Genomic DNA, 14511 nt, shown 5'->3' on the forward strand with positions numbered 1-14511 from the left:
GCAGACGACGTCGTTTCCTTCACCGTGTCGGTATATGGCGGATTAGTTCGATCATCTCTCCGCTGGTGAGTCCAACGATTTCGACACCGCCGAGAAGGCTGTCCGACCCGCCGACGATATCGTTCTCAAGAGCTTCTACACCGGTGCCGACCAGACCCACCCCGCCGGACAGCACACCTGTCGATGCTGCGCCGACCTCAATACGGTTGGCCGTTTGTGCGGTCCATCCGACGGCATGGACCCCCCGTGCCAGCAGCGGATTACCCAGCGCGGCGACAGCTTGGGCCTCGGTCATGATGCGGGTGCCCACCGTGCCGAACTTCTGGCCCAGCGTCAGAGCCTCGGTGCTTGCGCGAACAACGTCCACTCCCTTGACAACACCCTTCCCCACGGCGGCCGCACCAGGTACCACGCCCAGTCCGTCGGCAAGCGCGCTCACCGAGTTGTTCCAGAAGTCCGCGTCGAACTCTCCTTTCGTGACGCCGTCCCAGATCGACGCCCGAACCGCCGGGTCCGCCAACCGTGCGGTCAGTGCGCCCGCGCTCAGGGCTGCCGCGGCCAGAAGCAGGATCGCCGTTGCCGTGCCGCCCGTCACGATCGTCAGGGCGGCCAGGGCCACCACGCCTGCCGCGATGCTGAGGATGTCCGGGAGGTTTTCTGTGATCCAGGCTGCTGCCTTGGCGAAGAAGCCCGGTTCCTGGGGGGCCAATTTGTCCGTGGCGTCGCGGATGTCGTCCGCTCGGGACGCGGCCTCCGTTTCGTGTTCCCAGGCCAGGGTGCGCGCGCTGCGGAGGATGCGGTCGAGTTCGGCCTGCGCTTCGTCCACCGCCGCGTTGAGGCGGCGCAGGGTCGCCTCCGAGTCGGGGTCGTCCCCCGGTTTCTTGGCGCTCAGGTCCGGGCGGTCGCCGGTGCGGCCGGTGTGGTCGCTGGTTTCCTGCTTTGCCGCGCCGGCGCGGGACTCCGCCTCGTCCAGGGTGCGCCGCGCCTCGCGGGCGCGGTCGTCGAGTTTCCGTGCGCGGCGCTGGAAGTCGCCGAGTTCCGTCTCCCAGCGGTCGAGTTGCCTGGCGGCCTTCCTGATGGAGTGCGCGGCGTTCTTGAGGTTCAGGGGGAGCGGGCCGTCCTCCAACTGCTGGCGGAAGGCGACGGCCGCGTCGCCCTTCCAGTAACTGCCGTCCATCAGCTTGGTGATCATGTCGCGGGTCTCGTCGAGCACCTTCGCGCACTTGATCAGCTTGGCGCCCAGGGCACGGACGGTATCCGTGTTGCCCGGGGTGGGGTTGAAGCCCAGGTACGGGTACCGGTCGGGGACCGTGCCCGGCTGGAGGCCCTGGGGCTGGATGAAGGACCAGTCGTCCGCGGGCGGGGGTAAGTCGAAGGGTTTCTTGTCCGGCTGCGGGGTGCCGTCTAAGCCGGGCGCTCCGTCGTTCGTCATGTGCCGCCTCCCTGGGCAGCCTTCGTCAGGTTCTCTTCCAGGGCCTTGTCTACCTCGGCGTAGCTCTCCTTGCTGTCCCCGACGATCTCCGCCAGTTCCTCGACCTGTTCCCCGATCTGGCCCGTGCCGTACTTCCAGTCGTCCTGGAAGTCCTCGCACGCGTCGTCGAGGTTGTCCGTGCCGAGGCCGCTGATGGTGGAGTCGCGCAGGGCCTTGTGGACCCCTTCGAGTGACTGCACCGAGCGCTTCAGCAACCTCATGAAGCGCTCTAACTCGTCACCGTCGACTGCGAGTCGGTCCGCCAATCTGTCCCTCCGCACGTGTCGTCACCGGGATACGCACGCATCGTAGCGGTGCGTGGTGACGCGTGTTCGAAGGGTGTGGACAACATGGCGACTTCACGCCGTGCCGGCGGCCTTCGCGAGGTACGCCAGCAGGTCCGTGCGCGACACCACGCCCGTCGGCTTGCCCTCCACCAGCACCACCGCCGCGTCCGCGCGCTCCAGGACCGCGACCAGGTCCGCCACCGGTTCGCCCGAGCCGACCTGCGGGAGCGGGGGGCACATGTGCTGTTCCAGGGGGTGGTCGAGTTCGGCCTTGCGGGTGAACAGCGCGTCCAGCAGTTCCCGTTCCACGATCGAGCCGACGACCTCCGCCGCCATCACGTCCGGGTGGCCCGCCCCGGGCTTGACGACCGGCATCTGCGAGACGCCGTACTCGCGCAGCACCTCGATCGCCTCGCCCACCGTCTCCTCCGGGTGCATGTGCACCAGCGACGGCATGCTGCCCTCCTTGTCCCGGAGCACGTCGGCGACGCTCGCGGCGCCGGCCTCCTCCAGGAAGCCGTAGTCCGCCATCCAGTCGTCGTTGAAGATCTTCGACAGGTAGCCGCGGCCGCTGTCCGGGAGCAGGACGACGACCACGCCGTTCTCGTCCAGCCGCTCCGCCACCCGCAGCGCGGCGACCACCGCCATCCCGCAGGAGCCGCCGACGAGCAGGCCCTCCTCGCGGGCCAGCCGGCGGGTCATGCGGAAGGAGTCCTTGTCGGAGACGGCGACGATCTCGTCGGCGACCCCGCGGTCGTAGGCGTCCGGCCAGAAGTCCTCGCCGACGCCCTCGACCAGGTACGGGCGGCCCGAGCCGCCGGAGTACACCGAGCCCTCGGGGTCGGCGCCGACGATCTGCACGGCCCCGGCGGAGGCTTCCTTCAGATACCGGCCGGTGCCCGAGATCGTGCCGCCGGTGCCGATGCCCGCCACGAAGTGGGTGATGCGGCCGTCGGTCTGCGTCCACAGCTCGGGGCCCGTGGAGTGGTAGTGGGACGCCGGGTTGTCCGGGTTGCTGTACTGGTCGGGCTTCCAGGCGCCGGGGGTCTCGCGGACCAGGCGGTCGGAGACGTTGTAGTACGAGTCGGGGTGCTCGGGGTCGACGGCCGTCGGGCAGACGACGACCTCCGCGCCGTACGCCCGCAGCACGTTGATCTTGTCGGTGGACACCTTGTCAGGGCAGACGAAGATGCACTTGTAGCCCTTCTGCTGGGCCACCATCGCCAGACCCACGCCGGTGTTCCCCGACGTCGGCTCGACGATCGTGCCGCCCGGCCGCAGCGCGCCCGAGCGCTCGGCGGCCTCGATCATGCGCAGCGCGATGCGGTCCTTCACCGAGCCGCCGGGGTTGAAGTACTCGACCTTCGCCAGCACCGTCGCCCGGATGCCCTGGGTCACCCGGCCCAGCCTGACCAGGGGCGTGTTGCCCACCAGGTCGGTGATCGACTCGTGATACTGCACCGCTCACTCCAGGGTCCGTGGCTCTCGGGGCGAGCCCAGCGTACGGCTTCCGCCGCGGGTGATTGAGCCGGGCACAAGGCCGGGCAACAAAGTGTTAGCACGCGCGTAGACCGCGCCGGGCGGCGGGTGCCCGCGCGCCGCCGCAGCCCTGAGAGGGAGACGGCGTAGGACAGAGAAGGGGAGGGGACTGACAGCGGACAGGGACTGGCAAAAGAGACAGGGAACGGGACAGGAAAAGGGACAGGGCGGCGACGGTTCGGACACGGTCGTACGGACCTGGCGGCAGCGGTACGTACGGACACTGCGCGGCACGGCACACGGGGGCCGGCGCGGAACGGAGAGGCGATGTCGATGACCAGGGCGAGGGCGGCACGCCGGATCGCCGCGGCGGCGGCGTACGGCGGCGGGGGCATCGGCCTGCTCGGCGGCGCGACGCTGGGGGTGCTGGTCGCGGAGGTGCACCTGGCGCGGCGCCGGGTGGGCGGCAGCGACGAGGAGCCGCCGCGGGCCGACGGCCGGTACGGGGCGGCCTTCGGCCGCAGACGCGGCGTGCGGCCGGTGCTGCTGGCGTTCCTCGGCGACTCCACCGCCGCGGGCCAGGGCGTCTACCGCCCCCGTCAGACGCCGGGGGCACTGCTCGCCTCCGGCCTCGCGGCGGTCGCGGAACGGCCGGTGGACCTGCGCAACGTCGCGCTTTCCGGGGCGCAGTCCGACGATCTCGACCGGCAGGTGACGCTGCTGCTGGACGAGGAGGGGCTGCGGCCCGACGTCGCCGTCATCATGGTCGGCGCCAACGACGTCACCCACCGGGTGCCCCCGGCGGTGTCGGTGCGCTGCCTGTCGGACGCGGTCGCGCGGCTGCGCGACGCGGGTACGGAGGTTGTCGTCGGCACCTGCCCGGACCTCGGCACGATCGAACCGGTGCAGCAGCCGCTGCGCTGGCTGGCCCGCCGGCTGAGCCGGCAGCTCGCCGCGGCGCAGACGATCGCGGTGCTCGACCGCGGCGGGCGCACGGTGTCGCTGGGCACGCTGCTGGGGCCGGAGTTCGCGGCCAACCCGCGCGAGCTGTTCGGGCCCGACAACTACCACCCCTCGGCGGAGGGTTACGCCACCGCCGCGATGGCCCTGCTGCCCACCCTCTCCGCGGCGCTCGGCATGTGGCCGGCGGAGGAGGAGCGCCCGGACGTCCGCCGCGACGAGGGCTACCTGCCGGTGGCCAAGGCCGCGGCCCAGGCGGCGGGCGAGAGTGGCACGGAGGTCGCCCCGGCGGGGCCGACGGGGGGCCGCGGGCCGTGGGCGCTGCTGAAGCACCGGCGCAGGCGGCGGGTGGCGGAGTCGGAGACGGACGCGGAGCAGACGGCGGTGGGGGAGCGGGGGTAGCGGGCAGGGGGCGTACGCGGGCGGGGGCCGGGGGCGTACGGCGGCACGACGGGCCGTGCGGCCCCGTAGGACATGCGCCTCGCGTCCGGCCCGCGCCTCGTCCGGCCCGCGCCTCGCGTCCGGCGCGCGCTCGTGTACGGCATGCGCTGCGCGTCGGGCGCGCGCCTCGCGTACGGCGCCCGCCGTGCGCCCCGCGTCCGCGCTCCCCGTACGCCTCAGTCCAGGAAAAGTCCCCGCTCCGCCGCCCGCGCGTCGAACTCCTCCAGCCGCGCCTGCGCCTCCGGCAGCGCGTCGCACATCGCCTCCAGCAGCACCCGCCCCAGCAGCATCGGCCCGCACGCCGTGTCGAACGACAGCCCCGTGCCCACCGCCGCCGGCAGCAGCACGTCGCTGTCCTGCGCGACCGGTGTGAACGAGCTGTCCGCCACCGTGACCACCGTCAGCCCCGTCGCCCTCGCCGTGCGCAGCGCGCCCGCCAGCTCCCGCGGGTGCCGCGGCAGCGCGAAGCACAGCAGCGCCGTGGCGCCGGCGCGGGCCGCGGCGTCGACCCGGTCGTCGAGCATCGAGCCGGCCTCGTCGAGCACCCGGATATCGGGGTGGACCTTCGCCGCGAAGTACGCGAAGCCGCGCGCCTGCGCCGCCGCGGCGCGCAGCCCGAGCACGGGCAGCGGCCGGGAGGCGGCGAGCAGCCGGCCGGCGTCCTCGACGGGGGCGGGGTCGGCGAGGAGCGCGGAGAGGTTGCGCAGGTTCTCGATCTCGGCCTGGACGGCCTGCTGGTACTCGTTCCGGTCCGTACGCCCCGCCGGCTCGCCGAGCCCCGCCTCGCGCAGCGCGCGGCGCAGCGCCGGATACCCGTCGAAGCCGAGGGCGACGGCGAAGCGGGTCACGGACGGCTGGCTCACCCCGGCCAGCTCGGCCAGCTCCACGCTGGACAGGAACGGCGCGTCGGCGGCCCTGCGCACCATGCAGTGCGCGATACGGCGCTGGGTCGGCGTCAGCCGGCGCCCCTCGAAGAGCTTCTGCAGCCTGGCGCCCGCGTCGGCGGAGACCATCCCACCTCCGGATCCGATGTCCTATTCAGTGCACGACGACTTTGCATGACCGTATGCACGACGGCAAGGGCGCACCGGAACGAATTGGGGGGGTAGCACTACTGCACCTGAGCGCGCGGACTCGTACCGTACGGGGTATGAGTGCGCGGGACCCGGAGATCAAGAGTGAACTCGATGCCACCCTGCAGACCCGCAGGGACCTCGGCCCCGAGTACGAGGAAGAGCTGATCGAGGGCTTCCTCGAGAAGGTGCAGCAGCGGATGGACGGGACGTTCGACACCCGGCTCCGCCGGCAGCTCGCCGAGCAGCAGATGCAGGTCGCGCGGGGCACGCAGCCGGGCGCGAGCACGCCGGAGGGCACGTTCGGCGAGCGGTTCGGCTTCGCCGCCGTGTCGATGGTGCTGGCGATTCCGCTGTCGGCGATCGGGGTGGTCAACGAGGGGCTGGCCGGGCTGCTGGTGACGTGGGGCGGCATCGTCGGCGTGAACGCGGTGCACGCCACGGGGCTCTTCCGCCGCCGCCGGGCGGAGAAGGACAAGTCCGACTGGGACTGACGCGGCTGCCGGAGCGGTTGCGGCCGTACCGGTCGCGGTATCTGCCGCGGGCGGCTGTTCGGCATGGGCTCGCGCGGGTGGCGGCGTTGACCGGGGTGATGGCGGACCGTAGCGTACGGTCAGAAAATTTCGGCACGGATCTCGAAATATTTCGCCGTCTCGCCCCGGGAGCCGCAGATGCCCGAGCCCGCGTACCGACGCCCCCGTGACCGCCGCTCCGCCGTGTATCCGTACCTCGCCGCCGCGCTCGTCATGGCCCTCGTCGCGGCCGTCGCGGTGGCGGCCCACGCGCTACGCGGCCTCGCCCCCGCCGCCGCCGGGACCCCCGCGGCGGCGGCCGCGGCCCCCCGCGGGCCCGCGCAGTGGGTCGCCGCCTGGACCTCGATGCCGCAGCTCACCGAGCCGGCGAACATGCCGCCCCCGCCGTTCACCCAGGACGACGGCGTGCTGCGCGACGCCACCCTGCGCCAGACCGTGCGCCTCGCCGTCCCCGGCGAACGGCTCCGGTTCCGCTTCTCCAACGCCTTCGGCGGCGCCGAGCTGCCGATCACCCGCGCCGCCGTCGCCCTCCCCGCCGGCGGCCGGGCCGGCGTCGACGGCATCGTGCCGGGCAGCTCCCGCCCGCTGACGTTCGGCGGCCGGCCGGGCGCGACGGTCCCTGTCGGCGCGCAGGTCGTCTCCGACCCCGTACGCCTCGACGCTCCCCCCGGCGCCAACCTGACCGTGACCCTGTACCTCGCCGACGGCCAGGCGTCCACCGACGTGACCTCGCACCCGGGCTCGCGCACCACCTCGTACCTGCTGGCCGGCGATCACACCGGCGCCACCGCGCTGCCCGGAGCGACGGCCACCGACCACTGGTACTTCCTCGGCGGCGTCGAGGCCCAGGCCCCCGCGCGCACCCGCGCCGCCGTCGTCCTCGGCGACTCCCTCAGCGACGGCCGCGGCTCCACCACCAACGGCAACGACCGCTGGCCCGACCTGCTCAACGACCGGCTGCGCGGCCCCGGCGCCCCGCCCGTCGCCGTCGTCAACCAGGCCGCGGGCGGCAACCGCGTCCTCGACGACGGCCTCGGCCCCAACGCCCTCGCCCGGCTCGACCGCGACGTGCTCGCGGTGAGCGGGGCGCGCTGGCTGCTGGTCTTCGAGGGCATCAACGACATCGGCACCGCGCCGGCCACCGAGGCGGCGCAGCGCGAGACCGGGGACGAACTGGTGGCCGCGTACGACCAGATCGTCACGCGCGCGCACGCGCAGGGCATCCGCGTCTACGGGGCCACGCTCACGCCGTTCGGCGGCAGCACGCCGTACGACGACCCGGCGGGGCTGCGCGAGGCGACCCGGCAGCGGGTGAACGACTGGATCCGCAGCAGCGGGCGCTTCGACGCCGTCGTGGACTTCGACGCGGCCACCCGCGACCCCGCGCACCCCCGCGCGCTGCTGCCCGCCCTCGACACCGGGGACCACCTCCACCTCAACCCCGAGGGTTACGCCGTCCTCGCCCGCACGGTCCCGCTGCGCCTCTTCCGCTGACGTTGTTTCTACGCGTTCACGGTGATTTGGGCGACGAAACGGATTAGCCCCCGGGCAGCCGCAACTACGCGGGTAATGCGGAACGTTGTTTTTCACTTAACGCCGGTAATTCGTGTGCCGCTGAAATTCCACGTGCGCGGTGGGCGCCGGTGGCAATAGACAGGATTTTCCGGTACGCGAATACCACTCGCCCCCGCGCACCCGCGCGCCGCCCACCGTGCACCCGCGCGCCCGCGCGCCGCGACCGCGCGCTCCGGGCCCGCCGCCGTCAGACGGTGGCGGGCGAGCCCCGGCGTACGCCCCCGCCCGGCAGGGCGTCGCCGGCGGCGATGCCCGTACGGAGGTACGCCGCGCCCGAACCGCCCGTTCCGGCGCCGCGGGCGGTGACGGCGTCGACCGGCAGCCACAGCAGCGCCTGCTGCTCCCGCTCCCAGCGGCCGAGCCACGCGGCCTTCACCCGCAGCCCCGCACCGGCTCCGGCCAGCACCAACCCGCCGGCGATCGGCATCGCCGCGGCCGAGCCCGCCGCGACGGCGAACGCCGCCGCCAGCCACCACCGGCGCGCCCGCCGCCATGTCCGTACGGTCACCGCCCGGTCCTGCAACACCGCGCCGCGGCCCGCCCGTTGGGCCGTTCGCGCCTGCGCCAGGACGCGCCCGCGGCGGACCGCGTAGACCGCGGGGGAGACGACGAGGAAGAGCGCCGCGCCCGCGTAGAGTCCGATCCACTGACCCGTCAGCCCGTCCTGCCAGGCACCCGCCGCCGCGGCGGCGATACCCAGCCACCACATCGGCGCCGCGCCCGCGCGCACCACGACCGCCGCCCGCGCCAGCGTCACCGTCCCGCGTACCACTTCCGCTCCTCCCGCCGGGGGTCCTCGACCGCGTAGCGCGCGAGGCTACCTGCGGATTCTGAGGAGGACATGAGAGGCGGGCCGCTCCGCGCCAGGGAGCCGCAGTGGTCCGATCTGCGGCCGGCGGGATCTGGGTGAACGTTTCAGCGCTGTGGCCGGTTCCAGACTGCCGGGGCGAGGTCGAAACGGGCGTCAGCGGTGCCCCGGAGGGGCGGGGTCACCGTTGCTGACCAGTCGTCTTCGCAGGTCGACGACCTCTTGCCGGGAGGTGCCCGGAGCCGGACTTGAACCGGCACGGCCCGAAGGCCAGCGACTTTTAAGGTCGCCGTGTCTGCTTTCCACCATCCGGGCAGGACTCCCGGCCCGCACACGCTGCGTACGGACCACCGCATGGCGCGTAACCAGAGTAGCGGGGCGGATGGGCCGAACTGGCCAGCTACGGACTGATGTTGGCTTGAATTAGGCCCGAGTTGTCGAAGAAGTCCTCGGATGAAATTCCACTTCCCTTATTGCCCCTCCGGAGGCCCTTGCCCCATGCCTTCGTCAGGGTGCGGGTCATCCCCGAGGAGGAGCCGCCGGCGGCCCGTGTACCTCCTCGGTCTCGCCCGGAACCGGAGCTCGGGCTGATCCGTGCGACGGATTCCGCAGCCACGATGGAAGGGACAGGTTGCACACCACCGTCCCGACAGGAGCCCACCGCCGTGACCACCACCATCCCCGGCGCCTCCGGCCCCGGCACCGCCTACGCCCGCGTGGCGGCGGCCGGCGCCACCGAGCTGACGAAGGTCTACGGCGAGGGCGAGACGAAGGTCGTCGCCCTCGACCGCGTCTCCGTAGAGTTCATGCAGGGCGAGTTCACCGCGATCATGGGGCCGTCCGGCTCCGGCAAGTCCACCCTCATGCACTGCATGGCCGGCCTCGACACCATCTCCGGCGGCTCCTCGCGCATCGGCGAGACCGAGCTGAACGGGCTGAAGGACAAGAAGCTCACCCAACTCCGCCGCGACAAGGTCGGCTTCGTCTTCCAGGCGTTCAACCTGCTGCCGACGCTGAACGCGCTGGAGAACATCACGCTGCCCATGGACATCGCCGGCCGCAAGCCCGACGAGCAGTGGCTGCATGAGGTGGTGGAGACCGTGGGCCTGTCGGGACGGCTCAAGCACCGGCCGAGCCAGCTCTCCGGCGGCCAGCAGCAGCGCGTCGCCGTGGCCAGGGCACTGGCCGCCCGGCCCGAGATCATCTTCGCCGACGAGCCCACCGGCAACCTCGACTCCCGCTCCGGCGCCGAGGTGCTCGGCTTCCTGCGCAACTCCGTGCGCGAGCTGGGCCAGACCGTTGTCATGGTCACGCACGACCCGGTCGCCGCGGGGTACGCGGACCGCGTCGTGTTCCTCGCCGACGGCCGCATCGTCGACGAGCTGCGCGACCCCACCTCCGAGCAGGTGCTGGACAAGATGCGGCACCTTCCGGGGGGCGCAGCCCCCCGGACCCCCCAGGCTTCGACACCGGGCCGGGTGAGCTGAGCCCCGCTCGCTGACCAGCAGGCCGCCCGCTACCGGCTTTCCACCACAGGACCCCATATGCTTCGCACCGCCTTGCGCAACGTGTTCGCGCACAAGGCCCGGTTGCTGATGACCGTGCTCGCCGTGATGCTCGGCGTGGCCTTCGTCTCCGGCACCCTGGTCTTCACCTCCACCATCTCCGACGCCTACACCAAGAGCTCGGAGCAGGGTTTCGACCACGTCGACGTACGCCTCCAGCCCGACGACGACGCCGACGAGGGCCGCCCCGGCGAGCCGCCGCCGCTCACCCAGGACCTGCTGGACGAGGCCGCGGCCCTGCCCGGCGTGAAGTCCGCCACCGGCAACGTCGCCGGTTTCGCCGCGCTCGCCGACAAGGACGGCGACCTCGTCGGCGACGGCTGGTCCACCAGCGGCGCCAACTACTACCCCGGCGACGGCGGCAAGGGCGAAGACCCCCGCTACCCGATGCGCGACGGCCGCGGGCCGGAGAACGCGAACGAGATCGCCATCGACGCCAAGACCGCCGAGCGCACCGGCTACGAGGTCGGCGACACCCCGCGGATGTCCGTCGACGGCCCCGTACTCGAACCGGTGATCACCGGCGTCTTCACCACCGACGACGGCAACGTCGCCGCCGGCGGCAGCCTCGTGCTCTTCGACACGAAGACCGCGCAGGACCTCTTCACCAAGCCCGGCGAGTACACCGAGATCGACCTCGCCGCCGCCCCCGGCACCTCCGAGGGGCAACTGCGCGCCGAGGCGCAGAAGATCCTGCCCGCCGAAGCCGAGGCGCTCACCGGCACCAAGCTCGCCGACGACCAGGCCAGGCAGATCGAGCAGGGCATGGACGGGCTGCGTACCGCCATGCTCGCCTTCGCCGGCATCGCGCTCTTCGTCGGCATCTTCCTGATCGCCAACACCTTCACCATGCTCGTCGCCCAGCGCACCAAGGAGCTGGCGCTGCTACGGGCCGTCGGCGCCAGCCGCCGCCAGGTCACCCGCTCCGTGCTCTTCGAGGCCACCGCCGTCGGCACCGCCGCGGCCCTGACGGGCCTGGCCGCCGGTGTCGGCATCGGCGCCGGGCTGCGCTCGCTGATGAGCGCCACCGGCGAGACCGTGCCCGACGGGCCGCTGGTCGTCTCGCCCGCGACGGTCGTGATCTCGCTCGTCGTCGGCATCGTCGTCACCGTGCTCGCCGCCTGGCTGCCCGCCCGCCGGGCCGCGAAGATCCCGCCGGTCGCGGCGATGAGCAGCCTGCACGCGCAGGCGTCCACCCGCAGCCTCGTCGTCCGCAACATCATCGGCGCGCTCATCGGGGGCATCGGCGCCGTCATGGTCGTCGCGGGCACCACCGCGAGCGACGGCAAGGCGCTCATGGGCATCGGCGCCGCGGTGCTGCTGGTCGGCATCTTCGTGCTGACGCCGCTGCTGTCCCGCCCGGTGATCGCGCTCGGCGCCCCGCTGCTGCGGGTGTTCGGGGTCTCCGGCAAGCTCGCCCGGCAGAACGCCGTACGCAACCCGCGGCGCACCGCCGCCACCGCCTCCGCGCTGATGATCGGGCTCACCCTCATCACCAGCCTGACGGTGATCGCGGGCGGCGTCGCGAACGCCATCGACAAGATGGCCACCGACGCGATGAAGGCCGACTACTCGGTCTCCATGACCAACTTCACGCCCCTGAACCCGGAGGTCGGGGAGAAGCTCGCCGGCCTGGACGAGGTCACCGCCGCCTCCCCGCTGCGTACCGTGCCCGTCGACATCGGCGGCGACGACGAGGACCTCACCGGTGTCAACGGCGAGACGGTCGGCAAGCTGGTCGAGCTGGACTTCGAGCAGGGCTCGTTCGCGGGCCTCGCCGAGGGCGTCCCGGCCGGCGGCGGCCCCGCCAAGGCGATCGTCGACACCGACACCGCCGAGGACGAGGGCTGGAAGATGGGCGACACCGTCCAGGTCACGTACCAGGACGGGGAGAAGGGCGAGCTGGCCATCTCCGGCCTCTACAAGGGCAACGAGATGCTCAGCGGCATCATGCTCGACACCTCGGTCGTCAGCCCGCACCTCGACCGGATCACCGACTTCGAGGTCTGGGTGAAGACCGCGGGCGGCGAGAGCGACGCCATGAAGGACAAGCTGGAGGCGGCCCTCGGCGACAACCCGGCCATCGCGGTGATGGACGAGGAGGACGTCTCCGAAATGGTCGCCGGGCTCATCAGCATGATGCTCAACGTGCTCTACGCGATGCTCGGCATGGCCGTCCTGGTCGCGGTCCTCGGCGTCATCAACACGCTGGCCATGTCGGTCTTCGAGCGCTCGCAGGAGATCGGCATGCTGCGCGCCATCGGCCTCGACCGGCGCGCGGTGAAGCGGATGGTCCGGCTGGAGTCGCTGGTCATCTCGCTCTTCGGCGGGGTGCTCGGCATCGGCCTCGGGGTCTTCCTCGGCTGGGCCGCCGGTGAGTTGATCGCCAGCTCGATCGACACGTACTCGCTGGTGCTGCCGTGGGAGCGGATGGCCTACTTCCTCCTCGGCGCGGCGCTGGTCGGCATGCTGGCGGCGCTGTGGCCGGCCCGCAGGGCGTCGCGGCTCAACATGCTCGCGGCCATCAAGAGCGAGTAGGAGCGCACGGGGGAACGGGGAGACGGGCGGCCGTGCCCGTCGGAAGGGCCCGCGTGGAGGGATCGCCCTCCCGCGGGCCCTTCGCCGTGCCGTGGTGTGCTCTCGTGGTGCGCCAGGGGTGCGCTGAGTCCCCTCCTAGAGCAGTTTGCGCGCGGCCCGCCTCAGGTCGTACTCGTGGATGATCGCTTTGGCGTGGCCGTACGCCAGGTTGTGCTCACCACGGAGCCAGCTCACTTTCTCCTCGAAGCGGAGGAGACAGGGACCGTCTTCGACGGTCTGCAACCAGTCGGAGACTTCACGGCCGGTGCAGTGGGGGATGCGGGAGAGCAGGTTCCGGTGGGTTTCTGCGGAGAAGACTTGGGACATCGGCGCCTCCGGTATGCAGTCCTTCTCAGCACCGTGCCTGAGGGCGCGCCGAATGACAACCGTCTGGCACGGGACGGCTCGAACCGCCCGGGGGCTACCGGCGGGTTAGGCTCGGCTCGTGCTCGACGTCCTCGACTTCGTGACCGCGGTTGACCGGATCGCCGACCGGCTGCGGTCGCTGCCGCAGAGCCGGCTGCGCGCGGGGGCGGCCGCCGCCGGGCTCGCGCTGGCGCGCGAGCTGTCCGCGCGGGCGCAGCGGCTGGAGGCGCCGGAGCGCACGCCGTACGAGATGCCGGCGGCGGGGGAGTTCGCGGTGGGGGACCAGGTCGCCGTCGCGGGCCGGGACCTGGCGGAGGCGCTGCGGGCGGCGGAGGACGCCGAGGGGCTCGCGGAGGCGCTGGCGGTCGTGAGGGGCGTACGGCTGTGAACGGGGCGCTCTGACGGGCTTGTACGGGCCGTGGGGCCCGTCCGTACGGCTCGGCGGGTACGGCTCAGAGAGAGGCGATGACGCGGTCCGCGAGGATGTAGACGCTCTCGCCCGCGCAGTCGAAGGTGAGCGCGAACGCCCCGCTGATCGCGGAACCGCCCAGCAGCACCGGCTCCGTACCCCCGTCGAGCGCCTCGGCGAGGCGCTCCGCGGTGTCGCGGTGGCCGGGGGAGAGGCAGAGCGTGGTGCCGTCGGCGAAGACGTAGACGTCGAGGGTGCCGAGCGGGCCGAGCCGCACGTCGGTCAGCGGCGTACGGCCCGCGGCCAGGTCCTCCAGCCGGTTCACGGTGCGCTCGTGGTCGGCGACGGCGGGCTGGGGACGGAAGTCGGGGTGCGAGGGGTGGCGGCGGCGGGCGGCGGCCAGCTCGGCGGACTCGCCCTCGGCGGGCGGCGCGTCCGCGGCGGCGGCGACGTCGTCCGGCTCGGTGCGCTCAAGCCGGTCCATGCGATCCATGCGGTCCAGCCGGTCCATCGGGTCGAGCAGCGGCTCGAAGCCGGCGAAGTCGGCCTGGCGCGGTATGAACACCTCGCCGCCGAAGTCGACGGGGTCGTTGAGGAAGGGGGTCGCGTCGATGCTGTCGCGGGCCTCCTGCTCGGCCCAGAACGCCCGGGCCTCGGCCAGCTCGCGCTCCCGCTCGTCGGCGAGCGCCTGGGCGACGGCGATACGTATCTCCGCCGCCGGTACGGGCCGGGCACCGGGCACGGCCGCGTCGCCTGCGGCCGCTGTCTCGGAATCCGTCTCCGTCCCCGTCCCCGCCGCCTTCGGGACGCCCTGTGTCGCGGCCTGCGCGGTCAGCTCGGCACGGAGCGTGACGACCTCGCGCCGCAGCCCGCTCACCGTGCGCAGCACGGCGGCGCCGAGCAGCGCGGCGGGGGTGGCGGCCAGCAGGACGGCGAAGTTGGTGGCGCTCACTGTCGGACTCCCGAT

General features: G+C 72.7%; 13 protein-coding genes and 1 tRNA gene. 6 read left to right on the plus strand and 8 right to left on the minus strand.

From position 1 onward, the window contains the following. Positions 1–19: 19 nt before the first annotated feature. The 3 genes from CXR04_RS22970 to CXR04_RS22980 all read right to left on the minus strand — a co-directional run bounded on the left by CXR04_RS22970 (position 20) and on the right by CXR04_RS22980 (position 3219). Positions 20–1432, minus strand: coding sequence for a putative T7SS-secreted protein (locus tag CXR04_RS22970; protein ID WP_101424189.1), 1413 nt, complete (start codon positions 1430–1432; stop codon positions 20–22). Beyond that, complete coding sequence (locus tag CXR04_RS22975) at positions 1429–1692, minus strand: hypothetical protein (RefSeq protein ID WP_234380427.1); 264 nt, start codon at positions 1690–1692, stop codon at positions 1429–1431. Before CXR04_RS22975 ends, CXR04_RS22970 begins: the two co-directional genes overlap by 4 nt. A 138-nt stretch (positions 1693–1830) precedes the next feature. Next, positions 1831–3219 (minus strand): cystathionine beta-synthase, encoded by a 1389-nt coding sequence (locus CXR04_RS22980; protein WP_101424191.1) that lies wholly within the window; start codon positions 3217–3219, stop codon positions 1831–1833. 345 nt (positions 3220–3564) lie between these two features. Here CXR04_RS22980 and CXR04_RS22985 point away from each other — a divergent pair, with 345 nt between their 5' ends. After that, positions 3565–4599, plus strand: coding sequence for an SGNH/GDSL hydrolase family protein (locus tag CXR04_RS22985; RefSeq protein WP_101424192.1), 1035 nt, complete (start codon positions 3565–3567; stop codon positions 4597–4599). Positions 4600–4814: 215 nt separating this feature from the next. Here the strand turns inward: CXR04_RS22985 and CXR04_RS22990 are convergent, their stop codons facing one another. Continuing rightward, a complete protein-coding gene (locus tag CXR04_RS22990; RefSeq protein WP_101424193.1) occupies positions 4815–5651 on the minus strand; it encodes a MurR/RpiR family transcriptional regulator in 837 nt (278 codons plus the stop codon). A gap of 137 nt (positions 5652–5788) precedes the next feature. Here CXR04_RS22990 and CXR04_RS22995 point away from each other — a divergent pair, with 137 nt between their 5' ends. Together CXR04_RS22995 and CXR04_RS23000 are read left to right on the plus strand one after the other, a co-directional pair. Next, positions 5789–6205 (plus strand): hypothetical protein, encoded by a 417-nt coding sequence (locus CXR04_RS22995; protein ID WP_101424194.1) that lies wholly within the window; start codon positions 5789–5791, stop codon positions 6203–6205. Between the two features lie 177 nt (positions 6206–6382). After that, complete coding sequence (locus CXR04_RS23000; protein ID WP_101424195.1) at positions 6383–7738, plus strand: SGNH/GDSL hydrolase family protein; 1356 nt, start codon at positions 6383–6385, stop codon at positions 7736–7738. A gap of 268 nt (positions 7739–8006) precedes the next feature. On the opposite strand, the gene CXR04_RS23005 is transcribed toward CXR04_RS23000, so the two are convergent. Beyond that, positions 8007–8591, minus strand: a complete 585-nt coding sequence (locus CXR04_RS23005) for a hypothetical protein (RefSeq protein WP_101424196.1) — start codon at positions 8589–8591, stop codon at positions 8007–8009. A gap of 269 nt (positions 8592–8860) precedes the next feature. Then, positions 8861–8942 (minus strand) — tRNA-Leu (locus tag CXR04_RS23010). 350 nt (positions 8943–9292) lie between these two features. On the opposite strand from CXR04_RS23010, the gene CXR04_RS23015 reads away from it, so the two are divergent. Both CXR04_RS23015 and CXR04_RS23020 read left to right on the plus strand, forming a co-directional pair. Further along, positions 9293–10114, plus strand: coding sequence for an ABC transporter ATP-binding protein (locus CXR04_RS23015; RefSeq protein WP_101424197.1), 822 nt, complete (start codon positions 9293–9295; stop codon positions 10112–10114). Positions 10115–10171: 57 nt separating this feature from the next. Continuing rightward, the gene (locus CXR04_RS23020) at positions 10172–12730 is read left to right on the plus strand and encodes an ABC transporter permease (RefSeq protein ID WP_101424198.1); all 2559 of its coding nucleotides are present in this window, start codon (positions 10172–10174) and stop codon (positions 12728–12730) included. A 135-nt stretch (positions 12731–12865) separates the two neighbouring features. Here CXR04_RS23020 and CXR04_RS23025 read toward each other — a convergent pair whose 3' ends face one another. Beyond that, positions 12866–13096: a DUF4287 domain-containing protein gene (locus tag CXR04_RS23025; protein WP_047016108.1), complete on the minus strand. Its 231-nt coding sequence runs from the start codon at positions 13094–13096 to the stop codon at positions 12866–12868. 118 nt (positions 13097–13214) lie between these two features. Here CXR04_RS23025 and CXR04_RS23030 point away from each other — a divergent pair, with 118 nt between their 5' ends. Further along, positions 13215–13523 carry a hypothetical protein gene (locus tag CXR04_RS23030; protein WP_101424199.1) on the plus strand — a complete coding sequence of 103 codons (309 nt, stop codon included), beginning with the start codon at positions 13215–13217 and terminating at the stop codon, positions 13521–13523. Positions 13524–13587: 64 nt separating this feature from the next. Here CXR04_RS23030 and CXR04_RS23035 read toward each other — a convergent pair whose 3' ends face one another. Continuing rightward, complete coding sequence (locus tag CXR04_RS23035; RefSeq protein ID WP_101424200.1) at positions 13588–14496, minus strand: hypothetical protein; 909 nt, start codon at positions 14494–14496, stop codon at positions 13588–13590. Positions 14497–14511 lie beyond the last annotated feature (15 nt).

It is taken from the genome of Streptomyces sp. CMB-StM0423 (genome assembly GCF_002847285.1).
GTDB lineage: Bacteria > Actinomycetota > Actinomycetes > Streptomycetales > Streptomycetaceae > Streptomyces.

What these genes read in the sequence shown, in the direction of transcription:
- CXR04_RS23020 (WP_101424198.1), top strand. Translation starts at nt 10,172, where the DNA reads ATGCTTCGCACCGCCTTGCGCAACGTGTTCGCGCACAAGGCCCGGTTG.
- CXR04_RS23000 (WP_101424195.1), top strand. Translation starts at nt 6,383, where the DNA reads ATGCCCGAGCCCGCGTACCGACGCCCCCGTGACCGCCGCTCCGCCGTG.
- CXR04_RS22970 (WP_101424189.1), bottom strand. Translation starts at nt 1,432, where the DNA reads ATGACGAACGACGGAGCGCCCGGCTTAGACGGCACCCCGCAGCCGGAC.
- CXR04_RS22985 (WP_101424192.1), top strand. Translation starts at nt 3,565, where the DNA reads ATGTCGATGACCAGGGCGAGGGCGGCACGCCGGATCGCCGCGGCGGCG.
- CXR04_RS22975 (WP_234380427.1), bottom strand. Translation starts at nt 1,692, where the DNA reads ATGAGGTTGCTGAAGCGCTCGGTGCAGTCACTCGAAGGGGTCCACAAG.
- CXR04_RS22995 (WP_101424194.1), top strand. Translation starts at nt 5,789, where the DNA reads ATGAGTGCGCGGGACCCGGAGATCAAGAGTGAACTCGATGCCACCCTG.
- CXR04_RS22990 (WP_101424193.1), bottom strand. Translation starts at nt 5,651, where the DNA reads ATGGTCTCCGCCGACGCGGGCGCCAGGCTGCAGAAGCTCTTCGAGGGG.
- CXR04_RS23025 (WP_047016108.1), bottom strand. Translation starts at nt 13,096, where the DNA reads ATGTCCCAAGTCTTCTCCGCAGAAACCCACCGGAACCTGCTCTCCCGC.